Origin of the sequence: Pseudoalteromonas sp. Xi13 (assembly GCF_003952205.1) — a bacterium.
GTDB lineage: Bacteria > Pseudomonadota > Gammaproteobacteria > Enterobacterales > Alteromonadaceae > Pseudoalteromonas > Pseudoalteromonas atlantica.
Genome location: NZ_CP034440.1, coordinates 466,769 through 488,726 on the forward strand (window position 1 = coordinate 466,769; position 21,958 = coordinate 488,726).

The following is a 21,958-nucleotide window of genomic DNA, read 5'->3' on the forward strand; positions in this document are numbered from 1 at the left end:
GCTAACGCCCTGAATATGTTAGTTTATTAACATGAGTATTGAGTAAAGAATTGGTATGAGTAAGCAAACCCGCTGGACACTAAAAAGTATTGCCAAAGAGTTAGGTGTATCTAACGCAACAGTCTCTAATGCGTTTAATCGCCCTGATCAGCTATCGGCTAAACGCCGAGACGACATTCTTGCAGCGTGTAAAACCTTGGGCTATTACGGGCCCAATAAAGCCGCGCAATCGCTTCGCAGTGGTACGTTTAATATTGTGGCGTTAGTGCTGCCCGATAGCGTGGAATATATGGTGTCGGACCCTGTGGCCAGTAGCTTTATGCGGGGTGTAACCTCGGTGCTTGAAAAAAACGGCATTAATGTTTTATTGTTTTCTGGTAATAGCGATAACCTTAACAGTGTGGTCGACTTTGTTGATGGCTTTATTTGTTATGGCCGCCCTCGAAATAACGCATTAGTAGAGCAGCTAAAAACGGTCTCTAAACATGTGGTAACTATTGATTTTGATATAGCCCGCAATGCCTCTGTAAATATTAATAACGAGCAAGCAAGTTACGAAATAGCCAAGCATGTTTTAAAAAATCCAAGTGATAAAGTCGCTATTTTAGGCTTAAGATTACTTGATGAAAACGTATTGTGCCGCGTATATGAGCACCACGAATTTGAAACAGGGCAATCTATTTCGCACCAACGTTTACGGGGTTATCAACGTGCTTTAAGTGAGGCAAATATAACCGTAGCTGATGACCGTATTTGGAATATACCTGAGAGCAGCGAGCGTTTTGCTAACATTGCCGCTAAAGAGGTGTTAAGTGCCTCCCCTCGCCCTAACGTTATAATTTGTATGAGTGATTTAATTGCCCTTGCCACCATGCGAGAAGCGATAAAACAAGGCATAAAAATAGGTGAAGAACTGCGTATTGTCGGCTTTGATGGGATAGACGAAGCCGCTCGTTTTGTGCCGCGCCTAACCACTATTCATCAAAACAGCCAAGAAAAAGGCGTAATGGCCGCCGAACTATTTATATCTAAAGAAGAAAAAATATGTGATGTAAGTTACGAGCTAGATATTGGCGCAAGTGGTTAATAGGTTATGTTAAAAAGGGCTGGGTAAACAAAAGCCAAGCTCAAGAGCTTGGCTTTTATGTTTTAATAGCATGTTAGGCTAGCAATGCGTTTAAACTTATCGTTGTTTCTTCATCACCATTTACTTGAGTAATAAGCGCGTCTCGCGTTTTAAAATTAACACTTAATGCAATAGACTTATCTTCTAGTTGCCATGTTAAACAACATATTCCCTGGGTGCCGTGAGCACTAAACTCTCCTGCAAAAGCGGGGTGTTCATTACGTAATTTAATGAGCTCTATTAAACCTTTTACTACAGGTTTATTGAGTGCGTGCTCAATTGTTTCAGTATTTAAATACGGGCGGTTAATATCACGGCCCACATTGGTACGCGCAAGTAAATCCATATCGTTTTCGCAGGCAAATAAACCGCCGTAGTACACTTGCGGCACACCGGGGGCAAAAAACTGTATGGCACGCGAAATCAAATAATCTAAATCGTTAGCGCCTAATGCATTGTAATACGTGCAATTTACTTGGTATAAATCAACGTTACTGGCAGCAGCACCCGTAGCTTGGCGGCTTTGGTTGTTACTGTTGGCATGCATGGTTTCTACAAGCGTATCTATTTGCTGTGCATTTAATAGCCCTGGCTTGTCGCCCATTGGGCCTGCATCAATAATGCCTATGCCGTCGTGCGTATCAAGTACCGTTAAACAGTTGCGTGGTGAAATTTGTAACCATTTAAGTAATGCATCTACATCGTTATTAAATAAGCTATGCAAAATAAGCGGCGGTAATGCAAAGTCGTAAACCATGTTTACACGCTTTGCTACTTCTACTTGTGTTTGGAAGTGGCTATGAATTTCAGCAATGGTTTCCATGCCAAGCTCGTTTGCTTGCTTTGACAAGTTATCTAGGTAGCCAAAGGTTTCGTCTAGCATAAAACAGTTTGTACCGGCTTGTTTAATTGCGTAACCCGCTGCATCTAAACGAATAATATTTACGTTATTTTCAGAAAACTTAGTTAATACGTTATTTAAATACGCAATACCCGCTTCAACTTTTACGTTTATATCAATTTGGTTATCGGTAAACGTGGTCCAAAAGTCATACGTTTGACCATCGCCACACTGCATGGGTGTAAAACAGCTACCGGGGCGCGGGCGATAAATGGCTTGCTGCTCTTGCTCGCTCATTCCATTTGGAAAAACGTCTTCTTTTGTTAAAAACAAATCCCAAAATTCTGATTGCTTACCTTTAGCTAGCACATCTTGAAACTGATAAGACTGCGCCGATACATGGTTAACGATTAAATCGGCCATTAGATCATGGTTTTCACCCAGTGCTTGAATATCAGCCCATGTACCAATGCGAGAATCTACTTCGCTGTGATCAATCGGGTCAAAGCCTGCATCGCTGCCATCAATCGGATTATAAAACGGCAAAAGGTGTACACCACCAAAAACGCCCTTAAGTTGGCCATTTAAAAGCGTAGTAAGTGCGTTTATATCTTGCCCTGTGATTCGATCAGCGTATGTGATCAATTGAACTTTATTCTTCATCATGTGTGATTACCAAGTTGAAACTTAATCGATTAAGATATATCTTTAACTAGCACGTACAATTTTACAAGTAATTTTTAAATATTTTACATACAAAAGTTGTGGCAACGGTAATACTAACTAGAGTAAGTGATTGAGTTATTACTATAACTTGAGCCACAACGAGGAAAAATCACATGACGAATTTACACACACACACCCAAAGCGACCCAATGCAGCGCATACGAATACTCACTTACATGATGTTTTTTATGTTTGCGATGACCTCAGATGCGGTAGGTATGATCATCCCTGAACTGATCACAGAGTTTGGTTTAAGTATGACCCAAGCCAGTGCTTTTCATTACGCACCTATGGCACTCATTGCCTTTAGTGGCTTGTTTTTGGGCTTTTTAGCAGACAGCCTAGGCCGTAAACAAACCATAATGTTAGGCTTACTAATTTTTTCGCTCAGCTGTTTTTTGTTTGCCTTTAGTAACAGTTTTTCGGTATTTTTAATTTTGCTCTGCTGTATAGGGCTTGCCATTGGTTTATTTAAAACCGGCGCACTAGCGCTACTTGGCGATATATCTGCAAGTAACGCAGAGCACACTAAAACCATGAACAAAGTAGAAGGCTTTTTTGGTATTGGTGCCATAGTTGGCCCTGCGCTGGTAGGCGTACTGCTTACTCAAAACGTGAGCTGGACTTATCTGTACATTATTGCCGGCGTTATGTGTTTAATTTTAGCGTTAATGGCATGGCGCGCCGACTACCCAAGTGTTGTTAAAAGCACAGAAAAGCCAGCTTCACTTGCCACCACCATGAAAATGATTAAAAACCCGTATGCACTTGGTTTTTCGTTGGCTATTGCATTATATGTGGCTACCGAGGTTGCTATTTACGTGTGGATGCCAACACTTTTAAAAGATTACACAGGCTCGTGGCCTTTGCTTGCGACCTACGCACTTACTATATTTTTTGTATTACGTGCTGCTGGACGCTTTATTGCTGTATGGCTTTTAAATCACTTTAGCTGGCAAGGGGTTATGGCTTATTTAAGCTTAGGCATCGCACTGTGTTATGTAGGCACTTTGCTAGGCGGTGTTGATTGGGCGGTAGGCTTGCTTCCGCTTTCGGGTTTATTTATGTCGATGGTTTACCCTACTTTAAACTCTAAAGGTATATCGTGCTTTCCTGTTGCACAACATGGTGCAGTAGCGGGTGTTATTTTATTTTTTACCGCGCTTTCGGCCGCACTTGCGCCTTTATTTATGGGCATGATAAGTGATTACTTTGGCCACGTACGCTACGGTTTTTACTTAGCTACCGGCTTTGCTGTGATCTTATTTTTAGCCATGCTTTATAACTTTTACCGCGACCCTGCGGCAAAAGCATTAACTAAAAATGCATAAATGGCTGCTCAAGCCAGAATAAAAAACACCTTTAAAATCAATATAAAAACAAAAAAAGTGCAAATTACACACAAAAATAATTTGCATATTGTAAAAACTTTGTTATTTTTACTTAATCGATTAAGTAAAAATAACAAACTCACACAACACAATGAGGCGTTAACATGACAACACACCACACACCTTTATATTTAATCAGTGCCTTAGCACTTGCAGTAAGCCAAGGCGTTCATGCACAAGACGAGCAAGAAACCAAAGTGCAAGCTAAGCAAGGGCTTGAAACAATTGTTGTAACCGGTGTACCTCGCCGCACAACTATTATGGCATCGAGCTCATCAGTAAGCAGTTTATCACTTGAGCAAGTTGAGGTATCAACACCACGCTCAACGGCTGAAGCATTTAGAATTATCCCGGGTGTTCGCGCTGAATCAACAGGCGGTGAAGGTAATGCAAATATTGCAGTGCGTGGCTTACCTGTAGCATCGGGTGGCGCCAAGTTTTTACAACTGCAAGAAGATGGTCTGCCTGTAATGCAGTTTGGTGATGTTGCCTTTGGTAACGCAGATATTTTTATGCGCCTTGATAACACAGTGCAAACAATCGAATCTATTCGTGGTGGCTCAGCCTCTACATCAGCCAGTAATGCACCTGGCGGCATAATTAACTTTATTTCTAAAAATGGCGAAAACGAATCGGGTAGCGTATCTACTACTGTTGGCCTAGATTACGACAGTGTACGCACCGACTTTGAATACGGCACCTATTTAACCGACAGCGTGCGTTTTCATGTAGGTGGTTTTGTACGCCAAGGCGAAGGCCCGCGCGAAACAGGCTACACATCAAATAAAGGTGGCCAAATTAAAGCTAACCTTACTAAAGATTTTGAAAACGGTTACGTTCGCCTTTATTACAAACACTTAGACGATAAGAGTGTTGGCTATCTTCCTATGCCAATGTACTCAAATGGTGACTCTATTGCTGGCTTTGATGCGCAATCAGATACACCTCACTCAGCGTTATTTACTAAAACAGTACGCTTAAATGGTGAAAACCAAATTAGCAGTGGTGATATCCGTGATGGTATGAATCCAAAGGTTGACTCTGTTGGTTTTGAAGCTGTATTTGATTTAGATAACGATTGGCGTATCGAAAACCGTTTTCGTAAGTCATCAATTAGCGGTAACTTTAACTCGCTTATTCCTGCTGAGGTTGGCAGCGCATCGTCTATTGCACAAAGTATTGGCGGTGTAGGCGCAACACTTAGTAACGCAAACACAGGCGAAGCATTTAATGATGAACTTGCCATGCGTATTCACACTTTTGATGTAACGCTTAACGACTTTGGCTCTATTGTTAACGATTTTAAACTGACTAAATCGTTTAGTGATGACACTAGCCTAACCTTTGGTTACTTTGCCTCTACGCAAAATATTGCTATGTCGTGGTTATGGAACTCTTACGTAATGGAGCTTAAAGGCGACAATGCGGCACTTTTAAATGTAACCGCAGCCGATGGAACTGAGTATTCAGAAAACGGTTTATACGCATACGGCACGCCTTATTGGGGTAACTGTTGTCAGCGCGATTACGACACCGAGTACGACACTCGCGCACCGTATGTTGCGTTTTCAACAAAACTTGGTGATGTAAGCATTGATGCAAGTGCCCGCTACGACAGCGGTGAAGCACGCGGTAACTACGCAGGTGCCGTAACCTCAACAGTAGATATGAACCGTGACGGTACTATTTCTATTCCTGAGCAAAACGTAGCAGGTATTGATATAGCTAATGCAAGCCCAGTAAATTACGATTGGAGCTACTCGTCTTATTCTGTAGGTGCTAACTACCAAATTGACCCAAGCCTAGCGACGTTTGCACGTATTAGTAAAGGCGGGCGCGCAAATGCAGACCGTTTATTATTTGGTAAAGTACGCAGTGACGGAAGCGTAGCCGATGAAGATGCAGTAGATGAAGTAAACCAATTTGAGATTGGTGTGAAAAAACGCTTTGATTCGTTCTCGGTATTTGCAACAGCCTTTTACGCAGAAACAGAAGAGCAAAACTTTGAAGCAACATCGCAAACCTTTTTCGACCGTGAATACGAAGCAAAAGGGATTGAGGTTGAATCAACTTACTTTATGGATGCATGGGACTTTAGAGGTAACTTTACTTGGACCGATGCTGAAATTGCAAAAGATGCGCTAACTCCTGAAGTTGTAGGTAACACACCACGTCGCCAAGCGGATTTAATTTACTCATTAATGGCGCGTTACAGCTACGATAAAGGCGCGGCAGGTGTAAGCTTTATTGGTACAACCGATGCTTATGCACAAGATAACAACGACCTTAAGTTTGACGGCTACACGCAAGTAAATGCGTTTGTAAGCTACGACTTATCAGAAAACTTAAACCTTGCGCTTAATGTAAACAACCTATTCGATACAGTAGGTATTACAGAAGCCGAAGAAGGCTCAGTACCTGAGAACGACATTATTCGTGCCCGTACTATTAACGGCCGCACTACGTCGGTTACTTTAAAATACGCTTTTTAACTAAATGTGTGTATTGCGCTGCAGTGAGTCATCGCTGTAGCGCCTTTTAAAGTATGAATAAATAACACCCTTCATGTTTTTAGCCTAGCCTTGCTAGGCTTTTTAGGATATTCCAAATGACCAAACTCCTGTGCTTAGGCGAGCTTTTAATTGATATGCTGCCTCAAGATGCTCATAACTCAGCGTACTTACCCATCCCTGGTGGTGCACCTGCTAATGTTGCTGTTGGCTATGCAAAACTTGGCGGTGATGCTGCATTTTGTGGTGGTAAAGGAGACGATCATTTTGCCAATCAATTAAGTAATGCATTGGCTCAATACAATGTAAATACAGACTATTTGTTTACCATTGCTGGCTCACAAACCGCCATGGTAATAGTAAGCCTTGATGAAACAGGCGAGCGCAGTTTTGGCTTTTATCGCCATAACACAGCCGATGTACTTTTAACCCAAGCGCATTTAGCGCAAATAAATTGGCAAAGCATAAGCACCCTGCACTTTTGCTCAAACACCCTAACCGATCCAGCCATAGCTAGCACAACGGTTAAAGCGCTAGAGCTTGCTAAAACACATAGTAAGCTCGTTAGTTTTGACGTAAATTTACGCTACAGCTTGTGGGAAAACATCCATGATATAGCCAGCAATGTAAAGGCCTGCTTCGCTTATTGCGACATAGTTAAACTTTCGCGTGATGAACTTAATTTTTTAGCAAAGCATAGCGAAACAACAGGCGAAAATTACATTCAAATGCTATTAAATACAGGAGTAAAACTGGTGTTTTTAACCGACGGGCCTGAGCCTGCTACGGTTTACCACAGCGCATTTATACTTAACGAATCGGCACCAAAAATAAACGCAGTAGATACAACAAGCGCGGGCGATGCCTTTATAGCGGGAGTTTTATACTATTTAAATAACTTAGGGAGTAATTTAGTGCTGGCAGATAAGTTAAATGATGAAACTAGCATAAAAAACGCCCTGCACTTTGCCCTTCAATGTGGCTCTAAAGCGTGTTTAGCTAAAGGAGCATTTCCGGCATTACCAGTGCTGGCTGATGTAATATAACCTTAAGTAGAGTGCAAGTTGCTTTAAATAATAAAAAACGCTCTTGAGAGCGTTTTTTATTATTTAATTATTCATCTAGCCAATCGATGGCGGCGGTGGCGTTTTCGTAGTATTGCACCTCGCCTGAAATAAACCAATTGCCTATTTTAGCCATGCGGGCTTGCCATTCTTGATTGCCATAAATAGCAATTTTATTAAATTCTTTTGAGTGCCTTACGCCAAGCTTTAAATCATCCCACGCGGCGCGAAGCTCCCAACCTTCTAACTCGCTGGCATCAATAAGCACGTTTGCTATAGGGTGTTTAACCTCGCCAAGGGCTGAGTCGATCATGGGGGTAATGACTTTATAGTCGTCGTGGGTTAGCGTTCCTACAGCTTTTAGTTTTAAAAAAAATTCTCGGCCTGCGCGTTCAATACCAATAGATAAACCATGTGTTGTGTGTACCATGCTGCTCTCCTTAATCGGGTGCGCTTATGTTATTTACAGCCTGTGTGAGTGGGTTTAATAACAAAAGCTGGAGTTAATTAAAGCCTATAAAGTGAAATTATTCCCTTTAAAAAATAAAAACCCCAAAAATACCCATCACTTACTGAGTTAAACTATAAAACTACACCGTATTAAGTTAATTAGTACTGAACTAAATCAAACAATACTGCTAAATAATGCTATTTGCTAAGCGTTTTGTACGCGCTCTATTTGCTTATCTACATCTGTTAAGTGCCCTAATTTAAGCCACACTTTTGCACCTTGCTTACCTGCGGTTATATTAAGCTCACTATTAATAGGCAGCCTTAACCAGCTGTGTTTTACTAATACGTCTGATTGCTCACTTATATCGCCTTCAAGGACGAGTAGCTCAGCACCACCATTTGCACTAATTTGCATGTTAGCGTCTGCCTCAAAATGTAATAAGCTCACATCTTCAAAGTCATCTTTATAAAGTGGGGTTATGGCAAGGCCTTTAAATGTGGCGTGTTGCACGCTGCCCATATGTTGTGTTTGTAAGCGTACGTGGGTTCTATCTTGTGGCTGAAATTGCCAAAGCTTTACAAATATTATGCAGCCTTCATCGGAGCCTGGTTTGTGCTTCGATTGCGGAGGGTTACGAATATAAGAGCCTTGTGGAAAATCGCCATGCTCATCTTGAAATACCCCTTCTAGTACAAAAAACTCTTCGCCGCCTGTATGCACATGAGGCGAAAACTCGCTCCCTAGTGCATAACGTACAATGCTTGTAGCACGGGCTACTTCTGCGCCTACTCTATCAAGTGGGCGCCTATCAACGCCCGTCATTGGCGAAGGGGTCCAATTAAGTTGCTCACTATGAACAACGACTCTCTGGGTAAAATCAGCGGCTATTTTCATTTTATTACCTTTAATATTGCATCGTGTGAGGGTAAATTTTATGCATAAAAAAAGCGAGCTTAATAAGCTCGCTTATTTAATTTTTAACGCTTTACGCTACATCTAGCTTTTTATGCTTAGAGTGTACAAACACTAAACCTACTAAGCCAATAACAACCACAGCGGCACCAATTGGTTTACCTAAGTCGGCCGATAAATTAAAGCCAATAGCAGCAGTCATAATGTACGAAAGTGTTACGCCAGTAGCGATAACGGCAGGTATGCTGGTGATCCAGTGGAATGCACGTCTATCAAATAAGTACTTGGTTGCAAGCCATAGCACACTGGTTGAAAGCAGCATGTTTGAAAATGCAAAGTAGCGCCAAATAACCGAGAAATCTAATTTAGTCATAAAAAAGGCTATCGTTAAAATTGGCACTGCCAGTAATAAGCGATTACGTAAGCTTTGCGGAATATTAAACGCATCAACCACGGTTAAACGCAGTGAACGGAACGCCGTATCGCCAGAGGTAATAGGGAACACCGCAACAGCAATAATGGCCATAATACCGCCCATTACGCCTAAGTAGCTATTTGCTACATGGTTAACCACTAAACCTGGGCCACCTTGATCAAGCAATGCTTTTAAGCCTGCGTAACCTTCTGGGAACGCGGCAATACCCGCAAGTGCCCATACACAACCTACAATGCCTTCACACATCATTGCGCCGTAATATACTGGGCGTACGTATTTTTCGTTTGTTAAACAGCGGGCAATTATAGGCGCTTGGGTAGAGTGAAAACCACTAATAGCACCACAGGTAATGGTAATAAACAGTAACGGCCAGGTTGGCAGGCCATCAGGGTTTGGCTCTAAAAAGTCATGCGCGTGGTCGGCTTCAAAGTAGGCTAAAAAGTCGCCTGCAACTGGTAAGTGTGGTGCATCTAGTAATAACGCACCGGCTATTAATGTAGTCATTACAATCATTAATAAGCCAAATAGCGGGTAAAACTTAGTAATAATTTTATCAATAGGTAGCAGCGTTGCTAAAAAGTAGTACGCTAAAATAGCCAAAACCCAAAAAGTATTATTAGCAAAAAAAGTGCCTTCAAATACATCTAAGTTACTTAATAAGCCTGCTGGGCTCATAATAAATACAACGCCCACAAAAAACAGTAGCATGGCTGTAAATATCAGCATAAAGCCTTTAAACACAACGTTGTAATAGTGCCCTGCTATTTCTGGTAAGCTTTTGCCATCTTCTTTAATGCTCATCACACCCGAGAAGAAGTCGTGTACTGCACCGCCTAATACGTTACCAAGCACAATCCACACAAGTGCTACCGGTCCGTAAAGCGCACCTAAAATTGGGCCAAATATAGGGCCTACACCCGCAATATTTAAAAACTGAATTAAAAATGCACGCACAGGGTGAATGGCTACATAGTCAACACCTTCGCTAAAGCGTTTTTGCGGTGTATCAACTGTTGTATCCATACCTGCTTGTTTTTCAACAAACGGGCTATAAAACTTATATCCCAGTATTAAGATTGTTATGCAGATAAAAAAGATGATCATAAAGCACGTTTCTCTTTTTGTATTTGGAGTATAGAGCGCCTAATTGCCGCCCCGCCTTTCAATCCATGAATAATCGACGAACATTAACAAAGTATTAATCCCCCCGCTATAAGACGAATAGCTAATACACAAGGGTCTGTAGACCTTTCAAGGTTAAATTTGCAGCAGCCTGTTTGGTATTTAGGCAAGGCAGAGCCTATGTGGTGTGGTTATTCCCCATAAGTAGGCGATAACGCAGCATTAATGCCAAACAGGCGCTGCCCTTCGGGTTCTGCCTAGGGGCGATTTACTCTTTGTTGCCTACATGGATGTAGGTAAGGGGCGTGAGCAGGACGCGGAAGCTTTGCTCGGTTTTGACTTATTCTTACATGGATGTAAGCCAGTAGGGTAACGCAGGAGCAGTTACCGAGCCCACTAGGTTACAAACCTCGCGCCGCGATTAAACCGCCCCTAGTTTGAACAAATTTCAAACTGCAAAGGTCAACAGACCCTATTTGAGTTACTTTTTATGCACCTTGCTCAACACTTAATCTAAACGGCTTCATTAATAAAAATTAAAGCAAAAAAAAGCGGCTTTACTATAAAAGTAAAGCCGCTTACACACACAATGATTGGGTGTAACTGTGATTTTTTACGTTACGCTGGGCTCATAAACTCGTTAATTTGTTCATGAGTAAGTGTAGGTGTAGCACCGGCACTTTCGGCCACCATAGCACCTACTGCACACGCAAAATCAACAGCATGTTGTGCACAATCGCTACTACAAAGCTGATAAATTAACGACCCTAAAAACGAATCCCCCGCGCCTACTGTATCCACAACGCTAATTAAATAACCTGAGTTATAGTAATTTTCGCCTTTTATGGTTAGTAGTGCACCGTGGCTGCCTTTAGTTACACATAAGTATTCAGTGTTAGTTTGCTGTGCAATAAACGCTAAGTTTTGCTCAAGTGAATGGAACTTACAGCCCATTGCTTTGGCAATTTCATAAAGCTCTTCATCGTTTAATTTGATGAAGTCGGCTTTATTCATTAAATCTACTAATGTGTCTAACGTGTAGTGTGGCGCACGTAAATTTACGTCAAACACTTTAAAGTTAGCTACATCAACTAATTGGTTTAATGTAGCAAGTGAAGCTTCGCTTCGGCCAATTAGGCTGCCAAATACAAATACATCACTGGCTTTTACTTTTTCAATAAGTGAGTCTGTAAGCTCAATGTTATCCCATGCAGTGTCGGCAACTATTTCGTAGCTGGCTGAGCCGCTTTTATCTAGGGTAACTTGTACTGTGCTGGTTTTTTTGTCGTTATTAACGCCAATGTATTCGCAGCTTACGCCTTTGCTTTTAATTTCGCCTAGTAGCTCAGTACCCAGTTCATCGTTACCTACAGCGCTTATCATGTCGGCTTTAATGCCCAGTGAGTTAATACGCACACACATGTTAAGCGGCGCGCCGCCTAAGCGTTTATCGTTTGCAAAACAATCCCATAGTACTTCGCCAAAGCAACTTACGCTTACGTCTTTACCTTGTTTAGAATCAATTAAAATGCTCATTATTAATTACCTTTAGGCTCAAGCACGTTATTCATAATTGCTTTAATTTTGCTAGCCGGTGCGTATAGCGCTTCTACATTGTTTTTGTAGTGAGACGTAAAGGCACTTTGCGTGTTTAAATCGCCAAATAAGCTAGTTAGCGATAAAAATGCAAGGTCATCAGTCGCCGTTTTAGCCGCGGCTTCATGTAACTCGCTTTGCATTGCATCGATTATTTCAAGCTTATTGCCTTGCTCATCTTCGCCTTTATCGCTGTAAAAACACCATGCAGCAATAACCAGGGTCGCAAGTGATACATCACGGCCACGGGCTAGATTTTCGTTAATAGTGGCAATTAAAAACTTAGGTAGCTTTGCTGCGCTTTCTGAACAAATGCGCGATAAGCTGTCTTTAATGTTTGGATTAGCAAAGCGCTCAATTAGCGTGTCTTTGTAGATTTCAAGGTCAATGCCTTCTAATTTCTCTAGGTTAGGCGTTACTTCTCTATCCATAAACGCACGTAAGTACTTAGCAAATAAAGGATCTGATACTGTTTCGTCAATTGTGCCGTAGCCATGTACAGAGCCTAATAAACCCAGTACCGAATGGCCTGCATTTAATAAGCGTATTTTCATGGTCTCAAAAGGTGTTACGTCACTTACAAATTGTGCGCCAACGCTATCCCAATCTGGGCGTCCGCAACAAAATGAGTCTTCAATTACCCATTGTGAAAACGACTCACAGGTAATTGGCCATTCATCGCTAACACCGTAGGCATCAACAACGTAGTCAATATCGCTCTTTTTAGATACTGGCGTAATACGGTCAACCATTGCATTTGGGAAGGTTACGTTATTAGCAATCCACTCGCTTAGTTCTTTATCTTGCTCGGCCGCAAAGGCAAGTAGCATTTTACGCGTTACATTACCGTTGTGCTGAATGTTATCGCACGACTGTACTGTAAACGCATCAAGGCCTTGTTCTTTACGTAGCTTTAACGCAGCAGTAATGTAGCCAAACGCCGTAATTGGGTCGTTCGGGTTATTAATGTCGTTAATAATGTCTGGGTTTGAGTAGTCAAACTCACCCGTAACTGGGTTAAAGTTATAGCCGCCTTCGGTAATGGTTAACGACACAATATGCGTATCGCTGTGCGCAAGCTTATTAATAACCGCTTGTTTGTCCTCTGGAGCAAACAAAAAGTCAATCATAGAGCCAATAACTTTGTTATCTATTTGCCCGTTTGGGTGTCTTACCGTTAGCGTGTAAAGGTAGTCTTGCTGCTTTAAAATATCGCGCAGACCACGGTTACCCTCTAATAAGCCAACACCACAAATACCCCACTGTTCAGCACCTGGCGTTTTTAATAGCTCGTTAATGTACACCGCTTGGTGAGCACGGTGAAAGCCGCCCACACCAATATGAACTATACCCGCTTTTAGCTTACTACGGTCGTAGTTTGGTGTATCTACATGGCTTGGCATATCTGCCAAGCTTTGTTGGTTTAGCCCTTTAACAAGAGCGTCAGTGTGCTGGTGTTGCGTCATGGTGCGGCCTTACTAAAACAATATTAAAAATTTAAATTAAGATGCAGTATTGAGTGCTTTATGGCGCAATAGCGACCAGTAAGCGGTTGCAAAATAAATAATGGTGCAAATAAAACATGCAATTTCAAACTGAGATTTATTTCCTGCGTAAATGCTCATGCTGTCACTAAAAAACATTACTTGGCTGGCAAAGCCAAAAATAATAAGTAACGAAACAGTCGACACGCCATTTAACACTTTGGTTAGCATTGAGTTATCAGCAACTGGAGCTTGAACGTTTTCTGCAAGTCCTGCTTGGTACTCTTTAATGTCTTGCTGCTCTTGCTCTTCTGCTGCAATTTCTTTGCTGTAGTCTTCACCTGCGCCGTATTTTTTTGCCAGTAGCGTGTAAATAACAATGGTGAAAATCCAAGTAGGAATAAATAAGTAGTAAAACGACATTACATCAATCGCATTTAAACCAAAGCCAAACACAAGTGCTAATGCCCAAGAGGCAATGGCTGGTACGCTACGTGTAATGTTTTTGTATTTAGCCCAGTAACGGGTTAAACCAATTTTAGGAAATAAAACATGCTCGGCAAATACAATGCCGCCTACAGGTACTACTAATAAGCCTGCGTAAGTTAAAAGCGGTAACATTTGCGAAAATACAAACGGGAAACACGCAATTATAACGGTTACAACACCGACAATTGCTGTAGTGCGCTCGCGCGATTGGTCAACAAAAATAGATTGTGCTGCAAGGCCTGCACGGTAAAGGTTGGCGTTAGCTGTAGTCCAGCCTGCAATAATTACAATAACAAAGCCTGTCCAGCCTAATGCGTGGTAAGCAACGTCACCTGGGTCAAGTGATGAAATAGTTGTTTTAAGTAATACCGCAACACCTGCGCCCATAATACCGGCCGAGATCCATGCTAAGTAATGGCCAAAAAACATACCTACGCCTGAAAACAAACCGTAGCTTTTGCGTTTAGCAAATCTAAAAATTGCCATATCAATTAAGCCAAAGTGGGTAATAGAGTTTGCAGCCCATGCAAAACCAATAACCTCTAATAAGCCAATACCTTTTTCGCCATCAGCGGTGGTACCGGTCCAAATAGAAGAATCCCCTATCGCCATAAAGTCATCAAACCCTGTTAGCGTGGTTACTCCTAATACATGATTAGAAAGCTCAGGGAACAAGGCAAACGAGCCCGCTATAAAAATAACAAATAACCATGGCGCACAAATTTTAGAAAAATCAGCAACGGTTGAAAAACCATACATAGCCACAAATACAACAATAGAGCCAACCGATAAAACAATGGCCACAAATGCTAAGCTGTTAGGGTACCAATCGAGTTGCGCGGGTATATCAAACAAAAACCGCACTGCGGTTGCCGATACCGTGATCATAGCGGCGGATATCACACTAAATATGACCACATTTGCCCAGTTATAGAGCTTGGTCATTGAGTTACCCGCAATTTTATTTAGGTAGTTGTATAAACTTAAGCGTGTTTCTACCGCAATTGGAGAGGTAATTAACCACCACGAACACATAGCTAATAGGTTACCAATTAATAAACCTAATAAAATGTCGATGGTCGATGCGCCTAATGCAACAAAGGTTGCACCAATAACAAACTCGGTTGCAGCAACGTGTTCACCAGCGTATAAACCGGCAAAGTGCTTCCAACCATGAAGCTTATGATTAGCAACGGGCAATTGCTCTTCGTTAACATCGTTAAATGTTTGTGTGTGTGGACTTGATGCCATGGTATTTTCCTATTGTTTTAAGCACAGCCCTAACTAACCTGAACTCTGGATAATAAATCTATCTTAAGCAGCTATTTCCAGCGCTAACTACGTTAAATTTACTTGCAATAGGCTAGCTATTGACGCGTAATTTCGCCTTGTTTTCACTGTAAATCTCTGGCTAGAGAAAATAAACATAGATATCAATTTTGATTTAATATGTTAGTAAATCTCTTAACCAAAGTTCAGGTTAACTATTAATTTAAATAAGTGTTTTTTATTTAAATTAATAGTGAGTAAATCACCGTGCCTTTTTATAATGCTACTACTATAACTACTTAATAATTAATGCATTTTTACGTTAAGCTTTGTCAGTGTCATAAAGCTCAACGTTGATATTCTATTACTGTGTTTGTAATGCTGGGTACTGCTTATAAAAGTCATCCCAATGCGTTAAATGCGCTACCTCTGGGTAAGCTTGGTGAACAAAGTTCACTGCATCTTGCATATGCCCACCCCCGCTGTAATGCAAAACCTGCATATTGGCGGCAAGAGCGGCGCACACGCCGGCTTTTGAATCTTCAATCACTAAACAATTTTGTGGCTTTACGCCCATTTGCTCAGCGGCATGTAAAAATAAATCGGGTGCGGGCTTACCATTTTTTACCTCACTTGAGGTAAATACCTTATTAAAGTGCTGCGATAAATTAACCACATTAAGCGCTTTAGCGGTGCGTTTAGGGCTACTGCTTGTTGCAATACAGCAAGGTACAGATAATTGCTCTAGCACGTGTTTAATGCCGTTAGTTGGCATTAATGCAGTTTCGAACTCGTTTAATAATGCTTCTCGGTAATCGGCTTCAAAGCTCTCAGCTAAGGTCACGTTAAAGGTATCGAATAAGTTTTGGGTAACTGTTTTAAAATTACAGCCCAAAAAATATTGCTGTACATAGGCTCGGTCAATATTAACGTCAACCTCTGCAAGCATGTTTATTAACACTTGCGCGCTTAATATTTCGCTATCTATAACAACGCCATCACAATCAAAAATAACTAATTCTATTTTAGTATTCATATTGCCCCTTTTTATGCACCTAGTTTGGTGCAACCTTAACTTGAGCATAAGCCCAGCAAGTGAGCATATTCTCTTTATTGTTATAATAAGTCAACATCTTGTTAGTGAAAAACGCACCACAGTGGTGAATATTTATTCATTAAATATGAAATTGTCTGTATTTTCATTGATTTCAAAATTGCAATTACGACTAAGGTCGAACATTGCAAAACCGCTATTTAGAAAATAGAAGGCAGCACGCAAACAACAATCTAAATTTGTGATTACTCCAATCTAAACAATCAATTTTACCGAACTTACTTTTGTTAATACACTCGTTAACAGTTAAACAGCCAGCAACACTGCCGGCACTTTTATACAGATGAGGTCGACAATGAATACTCAAAAAAACACGATTAATAATAAATCTACGTTAACGCTAAGTGCATTAGCTTTAGCAATGGCATTACCTGCAAGTGCCGCAACTACCCTTACTAAAGACAACGGCGCAGCTGTTGGCGACAACCAAAACTCGATTACCGCAGGTGAGCGCGGAAGTGTATTACTTGAAGACGTACACCTAATTCAAAAGCTACAACGTTTTGCACGTGAGCGTATTCCTGAGCGTGTAGTGCATGCGCGTGGTACAGGTGCACACGGTGTGTTTGTAGCGTCTAAAGAATTAGATGACTTAACAATTGCTGCACCGTTTGCAGAAGCGGGTAAAGAAACTGACGTATTTGTACGTTTTTCATCAGTAATTCACTCAAAAGGTAGCCCAGAAACACTACGTGACCCACGTGGTTTTGCTACTAAGTTTTACACCGACCAAGGTAACTGGGATTTAGTAGGTAACAACTTACCGGTATTCTTTATTCGTGATGCGATTAAATTTCCAGACATGGTTCACTCGTTAAAGCCGTCACCGGTAGATAACATTCAAGATCCTAACCGCTTTTTTGACTTTTTCTCATACGAGCCAGGTTCTACTCACATGTTAACGTGGGTATACAGCGACTACGGTACACCAGCAAGCCTACGTAAAATGGACGGCTGGGGCGTACATGCTTACAAAATGATTAATAAGTCAGGCGATGTTAAATACGTTAAGTTTCATTGGGTAAGCCAACAAGGTATAGACAACCTTGATGCTAAAGAAGTAAACGAAGTGCAAGGTAAAGACTTCCAACACTTAACACGCGACCTATACAGCGAGATTGGTAAAGGCAACTTCCCTAAGTGGGATCTATACATTAAAACCCTTGATCCGTCGCAGTTAGATGACTTTGACTACAACCCATTAGATGCAACAAAAATGTGGTTAGACGTTAAAGAAACTAAAGTAGGCACCATGACCCTAAACCGTATGCCAACTAACTTCTTCCAATCTACAGAACAAGTTGCAATGGCACCGGCAAATGTAATTCCGGGTATTGAGCCATCTGAAGACAGACTATTACAAGGGCGTGTTTTCTCTTACGCCGATACGCAAATGTACCGCTTAGGTGCTAACCACCAACAATTGCCAATTAACCGTGCAAAAGTTGAAGTGGTTAACTACAACCAAGACGGCGCAATGAACTACGGTAATACAACAAGTAACGTGAACTACCAACCAAGTCACGAAAACGTTGCAGAAAACCCAATTGCACGCAGAAGTAACACAGAGCTTAAAGGCTACGTACAACAAGCAGCAATTAAAAAGCAGCAAAACTTTGCTCAAGCGGGTGTACTTTACCGCAGCTTTAGCAAGCAAGAGCGCACTAACTTAGTTAACAACTTAGCCGGCGATTTAGGCAAAGTGAAAGACAGCAAAGTTATGCACAAAATGCTTAGCCACTTCTACAAAGCAGATAGCGAATACGGTACACGCTTAACTAACGCTGTAAACGGCGACATGAAACAAGTTAAGCAACTAGCCGCTAAGCTTTAATATTTTACCCAACCTGTAAGTTATTGAGGAAAGCCTGGCTTTCCTCTTTTTTAAAAAGGTAAACAGTATGCGTAAATTACTTATTATATTTACTTTAGTGATGAGCTTTTCAAGCTTTGCCAATGAGCCACAAAGCCCTGTAACGGAACAAAGCACCGTCCAGTCGCAATACGACAGCTTACTTGCTTATTACTTTGCAGCCGCACGCACCGACGACACCGCCGTTATAACGCAATTTGTTGATGCTGGCATTCCTATTAATAGTTACAACAACAAAGGTTACACCGCGCTAATGATTGCCACCTACCACGGCAATAAAAATACGGTAAACACCTTATTGCAATTAGGCGCTAATGCCTGTTTAGAAGATAACCGCGGTAACACAGCCCTAATGGCTGCCATATTTAGAGGCGAATTTAGCATAGCTAAAACACTTGTAGGCCTTGATTGCGATAACGCACATCAAAACAAAGCCGGTCAAACAGCCGAGCAATTTGCACAAAAATTTGGCCAACAAAAAGTGCTCGACTTATTAGCACAGGTCAACAGTAAATCTAATTAACCAACTTTTAATTACCCCCTAGCCCGTTATTGTTAGTGACAATAAGGCTACATTAGCAGCCAATAACACGGCTTTAGCAAAATAAGTAGTACCCTTTAGTTATTTAAACCTTCCTCTCGCCCCATTTAATCTGGGGCGTGGTTTAATACCAACGCCAATAAATAGCTGATCTATTTCATTTACTAAAACAACGCATTTCTTTGTTGTAATTAGCGTCAAGTGAGCAACTATTTACAGCAATTTACACCTAAACTGAATTGTTTATTCGACGTAAAATTTAGAACATATACTTGATAGGGTTGGTATAAACAATGCTTTCCCCTCTTGCCGAGACTGGTCTAACCAGCTATTATTTTTACCTGTGTACTTTATATGGGAAATAATAATTCTAATGACCGCACCACACTTTGAGCACACCACTATTACCTGTAATAACAGGCAAACCCTAAGCGCCCGTGTATTTACACCCACCAGCCCTATTAAAGGTGCGGTGATGATTGCCCCTGCAACCGGTATAAAGCAGCAGTTTTATGCAAACTTTGCTACTTACTTACAGCAACATGGCTTTGGCGTTATTACGTTTGATAACAGTGGCATTGGCCAATCGCTTAACCGTAGTATTAAAAAAAGCAAAGCCAGTTTACAAAGTTGGGGTGAGCAAGACATGCCTGCGGTACTTGAGCATTTGCAAAGGGTATTTCCTAATACGCAATATCATTTAGTGGGTCATAGCGCCGGCGGGCAATTAGTGGGGCTAATGCATAACGCTAACGAGCTAAGCTCCGCGTTTAATTTTGCTTGCTCGTCAGGTAAATTAACTAATATGAGCTTAGTGTACCAGGTTAAAGCGCACTTTTTTATGAATGGAGTTATACCCCTTAGTAATGCCTTGTTTGGTCATACTAAATCGCAGTGGTTTGGCATGGGCGAACCCCTACCTAAAGGCGTAGCTAAACAATGGCGAAAATGGTGTAACGCCCAAGGGTATGTGCAATCAGCATTTGGTGATACCGTATTTCAACACTGTTACAACACGCTTTCTATGCCCTCAATATGGGTTAATGCTACCGATGACGATATTGCTAACAATGCAAATGTTGCCGATATGCTCTCGGTTTTTCCTAAATTAAAAGCACAAACCCTAACCTTAAACCCACACGACTATGGTTTGAAGGAAATTGGCCATATGAAATTTTTTAGCAAAAAATCTGACGGATTATGGCCACTTGCGCTTAACTGGCTAAACAAACACAGTTAAAAAAGGATGCGTTTACACCGTTAGTTTACGGCGTTAATTTGCTTTTTAACTGGTTTTTCACGCGTTACGAAATAGCACACGAGTGAGCCGCCAGTTACCATTATTACTCCTTGCCAAAACGAGGCGCTGAGGGTAATTGATAAATAAAGCGCCGAAATAATCGCCGAAAAAACCGGCGTAAAATACGAAAGCGTACCAAGCAACATTAAGTTACCGCCAATAATAGCTTGGTTCCAAAGAGCATACCCGCTGCCAACAACCACACCAGCTAACACAAGCGTTACGGTCGCGTGCAGTGTAAAGGTCATTTTTGGCTCGTCACTTAATCCATACAACACCCATAAGCTTAGTGCCGTGGCGATAAAAAACAGCACAATGGCATTTTGCCCATTGCTATTTTTTTGAGTAATTACACAGTAAACAGACCAAATAAAAGGTGCTACAAACGCCAACAAGTAGGCCGTTGGGTTACTGGCAAAATTGCCCATAATACTATTAAGAGATAATCCACTATCGCCACCAACGCACCAAGCCACACCAAAAAAAGCGAGCAGCATACCGGGGTAAATCCAAATACTTACTTTACTACGGTTAACTATAATACTGAGCAAAATGGTAAGTGTGGGCCATAAATAATTTATAACTGCCATTTCTACCGCTTGGTGGCGATTATTAGCAAGCCCTACAAACAGCGCTAAACACACCTCGTAAAGTGCAAATAAAGCAGTGCCCCAAATAATATAACGCTTATTAAACCCAGCAAACTTGGGCCGTCCCATTACCAAAATTAAAAACAGCGCGCTTACACTGTACATAAGTGCCGCCCCACCTATGGGGCCAAATAACTCCGAAACATCCCTGAGCAGAGCCACTAAACAACTCCATAATAAAATAGCGGCAATGCCATAAAGCGTGTATTTATGATTAGAAAAAAAGTCCATTAACTACCTAAAAGTACTACTTATGTTTGACGTTACGCTAACAGTAATTAATGGGTTAAACAATTGTTGCTCATCATTTATTGTTATAAAGATGTTTTTGGCCTGCACTTAAGTGTTTGACCTTTTGGTCAGTAAAGTTACAATCATTCAACACGTTAAAAACAGCATCGCCATAATGAGCACACAAACAAAGCCAAATAAAAAAGAACTCACCCGAGTAAAAAACCAAACATTAATACTCGATGCCGCCGAGCAGTTGTTTTCTCAGCTTGGTTACGATGGCACCAGTATGAGTATGGTTGCCAAAGAAGCAGGCGTTCCTAAGGCCAATATTTTATATTATTTTAAAAGCAAAGACGGCCTATACGAAAACGTAATAGACCGCATTATCGCGCACTGGAACTTAGGCTTAGATAACGTAACCCCTGAGGACGACCCTGCACATGTGTTGTATCACTATATTAAAAGCAAAGTCATACTTGCCGTAAACCAGCCGCTGCAATCACGTTTATTTGCCAGTGAAATACTGCGCGGCGCTCCTTATTTGCAAAACTACTTTAGAACCAACACACGCCCGTGGGTAAAACAAAAGGTAGACGTGTTTCAGGCCTGGATAGATGCAAACAAAATGGATAATGTTGACCCTTACCATTTATTATTCACCATTTGGTCAACTACGCAGTACTACGCCGATTTTCAGGCCGAAGTGCTACTGGTAATGAACAAATTAGAATACGACGAAACCGATGTGGCACAAATAACGCAATCAACTGCCCACATAATTTTAAAAGGTATTGGTTTAAAAATACCTGAGCACAGTGAGGCTTAA

The 21,958-nt window shown here is 41.3% G+C and carries 17 protein-coding genes; 8 read left to right on the plus strand and 9 right to left on the minus strand.

The genetic code is table 11. The features are described 5' to 3' along the window. Nucleotides 1-55 precede the first annotated feature (55 nt). Nucleotides 56-1,087: a LacI family DNA-binding transcriptional regulator gene (locus EJ103_RS18520; RefSeq protein WP_055014506.1), complete on the plus strand. Its 1,032-nt coding sequence runs from the start codon at nucleotides 56-58 to the stop codon at nucleotides 1,085-1,087. A gap of 73 nt (nucleotides 1,088-1,160) precedes the next feature. Here the strand turns inward: EJ103_RS18520 and gtfA are convergent, their stop codons facing one another. Then, entirely contained in the window at nucleotides 1,161-2,633 is a 1,473-nt protein-coding gene (gene gtfA, locus EJ103_RS18525) for a sucrose phosphorylase (RefSeq protein ID WP_126009259.1), read from the minus strand. 173 nt (nucleotides 2,634-2,806) lie between these two features. Here gtfA and EJ103_RS18530 point away from each other — a divergent pair, with 173 nt between their 5' ends. From EJ103_RS18530 to EJ103_RS18540, 3 genes are all read left to right on the plus strand, one after another. After that, nucleotides 2,807-4,024, plus strand: coding sequence for an MFS transporter (locus EJ103_RS18530; protein WP_126009261.1), 1,218 nt, complete (start codon nucleotides 2,807-2,809; stop codon nucleotides 4,022-4,024). Between the two features lie 164 nt (nucleotides 4,025-4,188). Then, complete coding sequence (locus tag EJ103_RS18535; RefSeq protein WP_126009263.1) at nucleotides 4,189-6,576, plus strand: TonB-dependent receptor; 2,388 nt, start codon at nucleotides 4,189-4,191, stop codon at nucleotides 6,574-6,576. 116 nt (nucleotides 6,577-6,692) lie between these two features. Next, nucleotides 6,693-7,640 carry a carbohydrate kinase gene (locus tag EJ103_RS18540; RefSeq protein ID WP_126009265.1) on the plus strand — a complete coding sequence of 316 codons (948 nt, stop codon included), beginning with the start codon at nucleotides 6,693-6,695 and terminating at the stop codon, nucleotides 7,638-7,640. Between the two features lie 67 nt (nucleotides 7,641-7,707). On the opposite strand, the gene EJ103_RS18545 is transcribed toward EJ103_RS18540, so the two are convergent. The 7 genes from EJ103_RS18545 to EJ103_RS18575 all read right to left on the minus strand — a co-directional run bounded on the left by EJ103_RS18545 (nucleotide 7,708) and on the right by EJ103_RS18575 (nucleotide 16,456). Then, nucleotides 7,708-8,088 carry an STAS/SEC14 domain-containing protein gene (locus EJ103_RS18545; protein WP_004589535.1) on the minus strand — a complete coding sequence of 127 codons (381 nt, stop codon included), beginning with the start codon at nucleotides 8,086-8,088 and terminating at the stop codon, nucleotides 7,708-7,710. A gap of 225 nt (nucleotides 8,089-8,313) precedes the next feature. Next, entirely contained in the window at nucleotides 8,314-9,006 is a 693-nt protein-coding gene (locus EJ103_RS18550; RefSeq protein ID WP_126009267.1) for a cupin domain-containing protein, read from the minus strand. A gap of 91 nt (nucleotides 9,007-9,097) precedes the next feature. Further along, nucleotides 9,098-10,564 carry a carbon starvation CstA family protein gene (locus EJ103_RS18555; RefSeq protein WP_004589533.1) on the minus strand — a complete coding sequence of 489 codons (1,467 nt, stop codon included), beginning with the start codon at nucleotides 10,562-10,564 and terminating at the stop codon, nucleotides 9,098-9,100. Nucleotides 10,565-11,200: 636 nt separating this feature from the next. Then, entirely contained in the window at nucleotides 11,201-12,118 is a 918-nt protein-coding gene (locus EJ103_RS18560; RefSeq protein WP_024032786.1) for a carbohydrate kinase, read from the minus strand. Between the two features lie 2 nt (nucleotides 12,119-12,120). Then, nucleotides 12,121-13,644 carry a mannitol dehydrogenase family protein gene (locus EJ103_RS18565; RefSeq protein ID WP_126009269.1) on the minus strand — a complete coding sequence of 508 codons (1,524 nt, stop codon included), beginning with the start codon at nucleotides 13,642-13,644 and terminating at the stop codon, nucleotides 12,121-12,123. Nucleotides 13,645-13,680: 36 nt separating this feature from the next. Next, a complete protein-coding gene (locus EJ103_RS18570; RefSeq protein ID WP_126009271.1) occupies nucleotides 13,681-15,402 on the minus strand; it encodes a hypothetical protein in 1,722 nt (573 codons plus the stop codon). Nucleotides 15,403-15,784: 382 nt separating this feature from the next. Beyond that, nucleotides 15,785-16,456, minus strand: a complete 672-nt coding sequence (locus EJ103_RS18575; RefSeq protein WP_126009273.1) for an HAD family hydrolase — start codon at nucleotides 16,454-16,456, stop codon at nucleotides 15,785-15,787. 373 nt (nucleotides 16,457-16,829) lie between these two features. Here EJ103_RS18575 and EJ103_RS18580 point away from each other — a divergent pair, with 373 nt between their 5' ends. The 3 genes from EJ103_RS18580 (at nucleotide 16,830) to EJ103_RS18590 (ending at nucleotide 20,188) form a co-directional block, all read left to right on the plus strand. Further along, the gene (locus tag EJ103_RS18580; protein WP_004587093.1) at nucleotides 16,830-18,368 is read left to right on the plus strand and encodes a catalase; all 1,539 of its coding nucleotides are present in this window, start codon (nucleotides 16,830-16,832) and stop codon (nucleotides 18,366-18,368) included. A 67-nt stretch (nucleotides 18,369-18,435) separates the two neighbouring features. Continuing rightward, on the plus strand, nucleotides 18,436-18,930 hold the full coding sequence (locus EJ103_RS18585) for an ankyrin repeat domain-containing protein (RefSeq protein ID WP_126009275.1): 495 nt from the start codon (nucleotides 18,436-18,438) through the stop codon (nucleotides 18,928-18,930). A 391-nt stretch (nucleotides 18,931-19,321) separates the two neighbouring features. Further along, nucleotides 19,322-20,188, plus strand: a complete 867-nt coding sequence (locus EJ103_RS18590; protein WP_126009277.1) for an alpha/beta fold hydrolase — start codon at nucleotides 19,322-19,324, stop codon at nucleotides 20,186-20,188. Nucleotides 20,189-20,208: 20 nt separating this feature from the next. Here EJ103_RS18590 and yddG read toward each other — a convergent pair whose 3' ends face one another. Beyond that, nucleotides 20,209-21,129 (minus strand): aromatic amino acid DMT transporter YddG, encoded by a 921-nt coding sequence (gene yddG / locus EJ103_RS18595; RefSeq protein ID WP_126009279.1) that lies wholly within the window; start codon nucleotides 21,127-21,129, stop codon nucleotides 20,209-20,211. Nucleotides 21,130-21,304: 175 nt separating this feature from the next. Between yddG and EJ103_RS18600 the strand changes: the two genes are divergently transcribed. After that, nucleotides 21,305-21,958, plus strand: a complete 654-nt coding sequence (locus EJ103_RS18600) for a TetR/AcrR family transcriptional regulator (protein ID WP_024032802.1) — start codon at nucleotides 21,305-21,307, stop codon at nucleotides 21,956-21,958.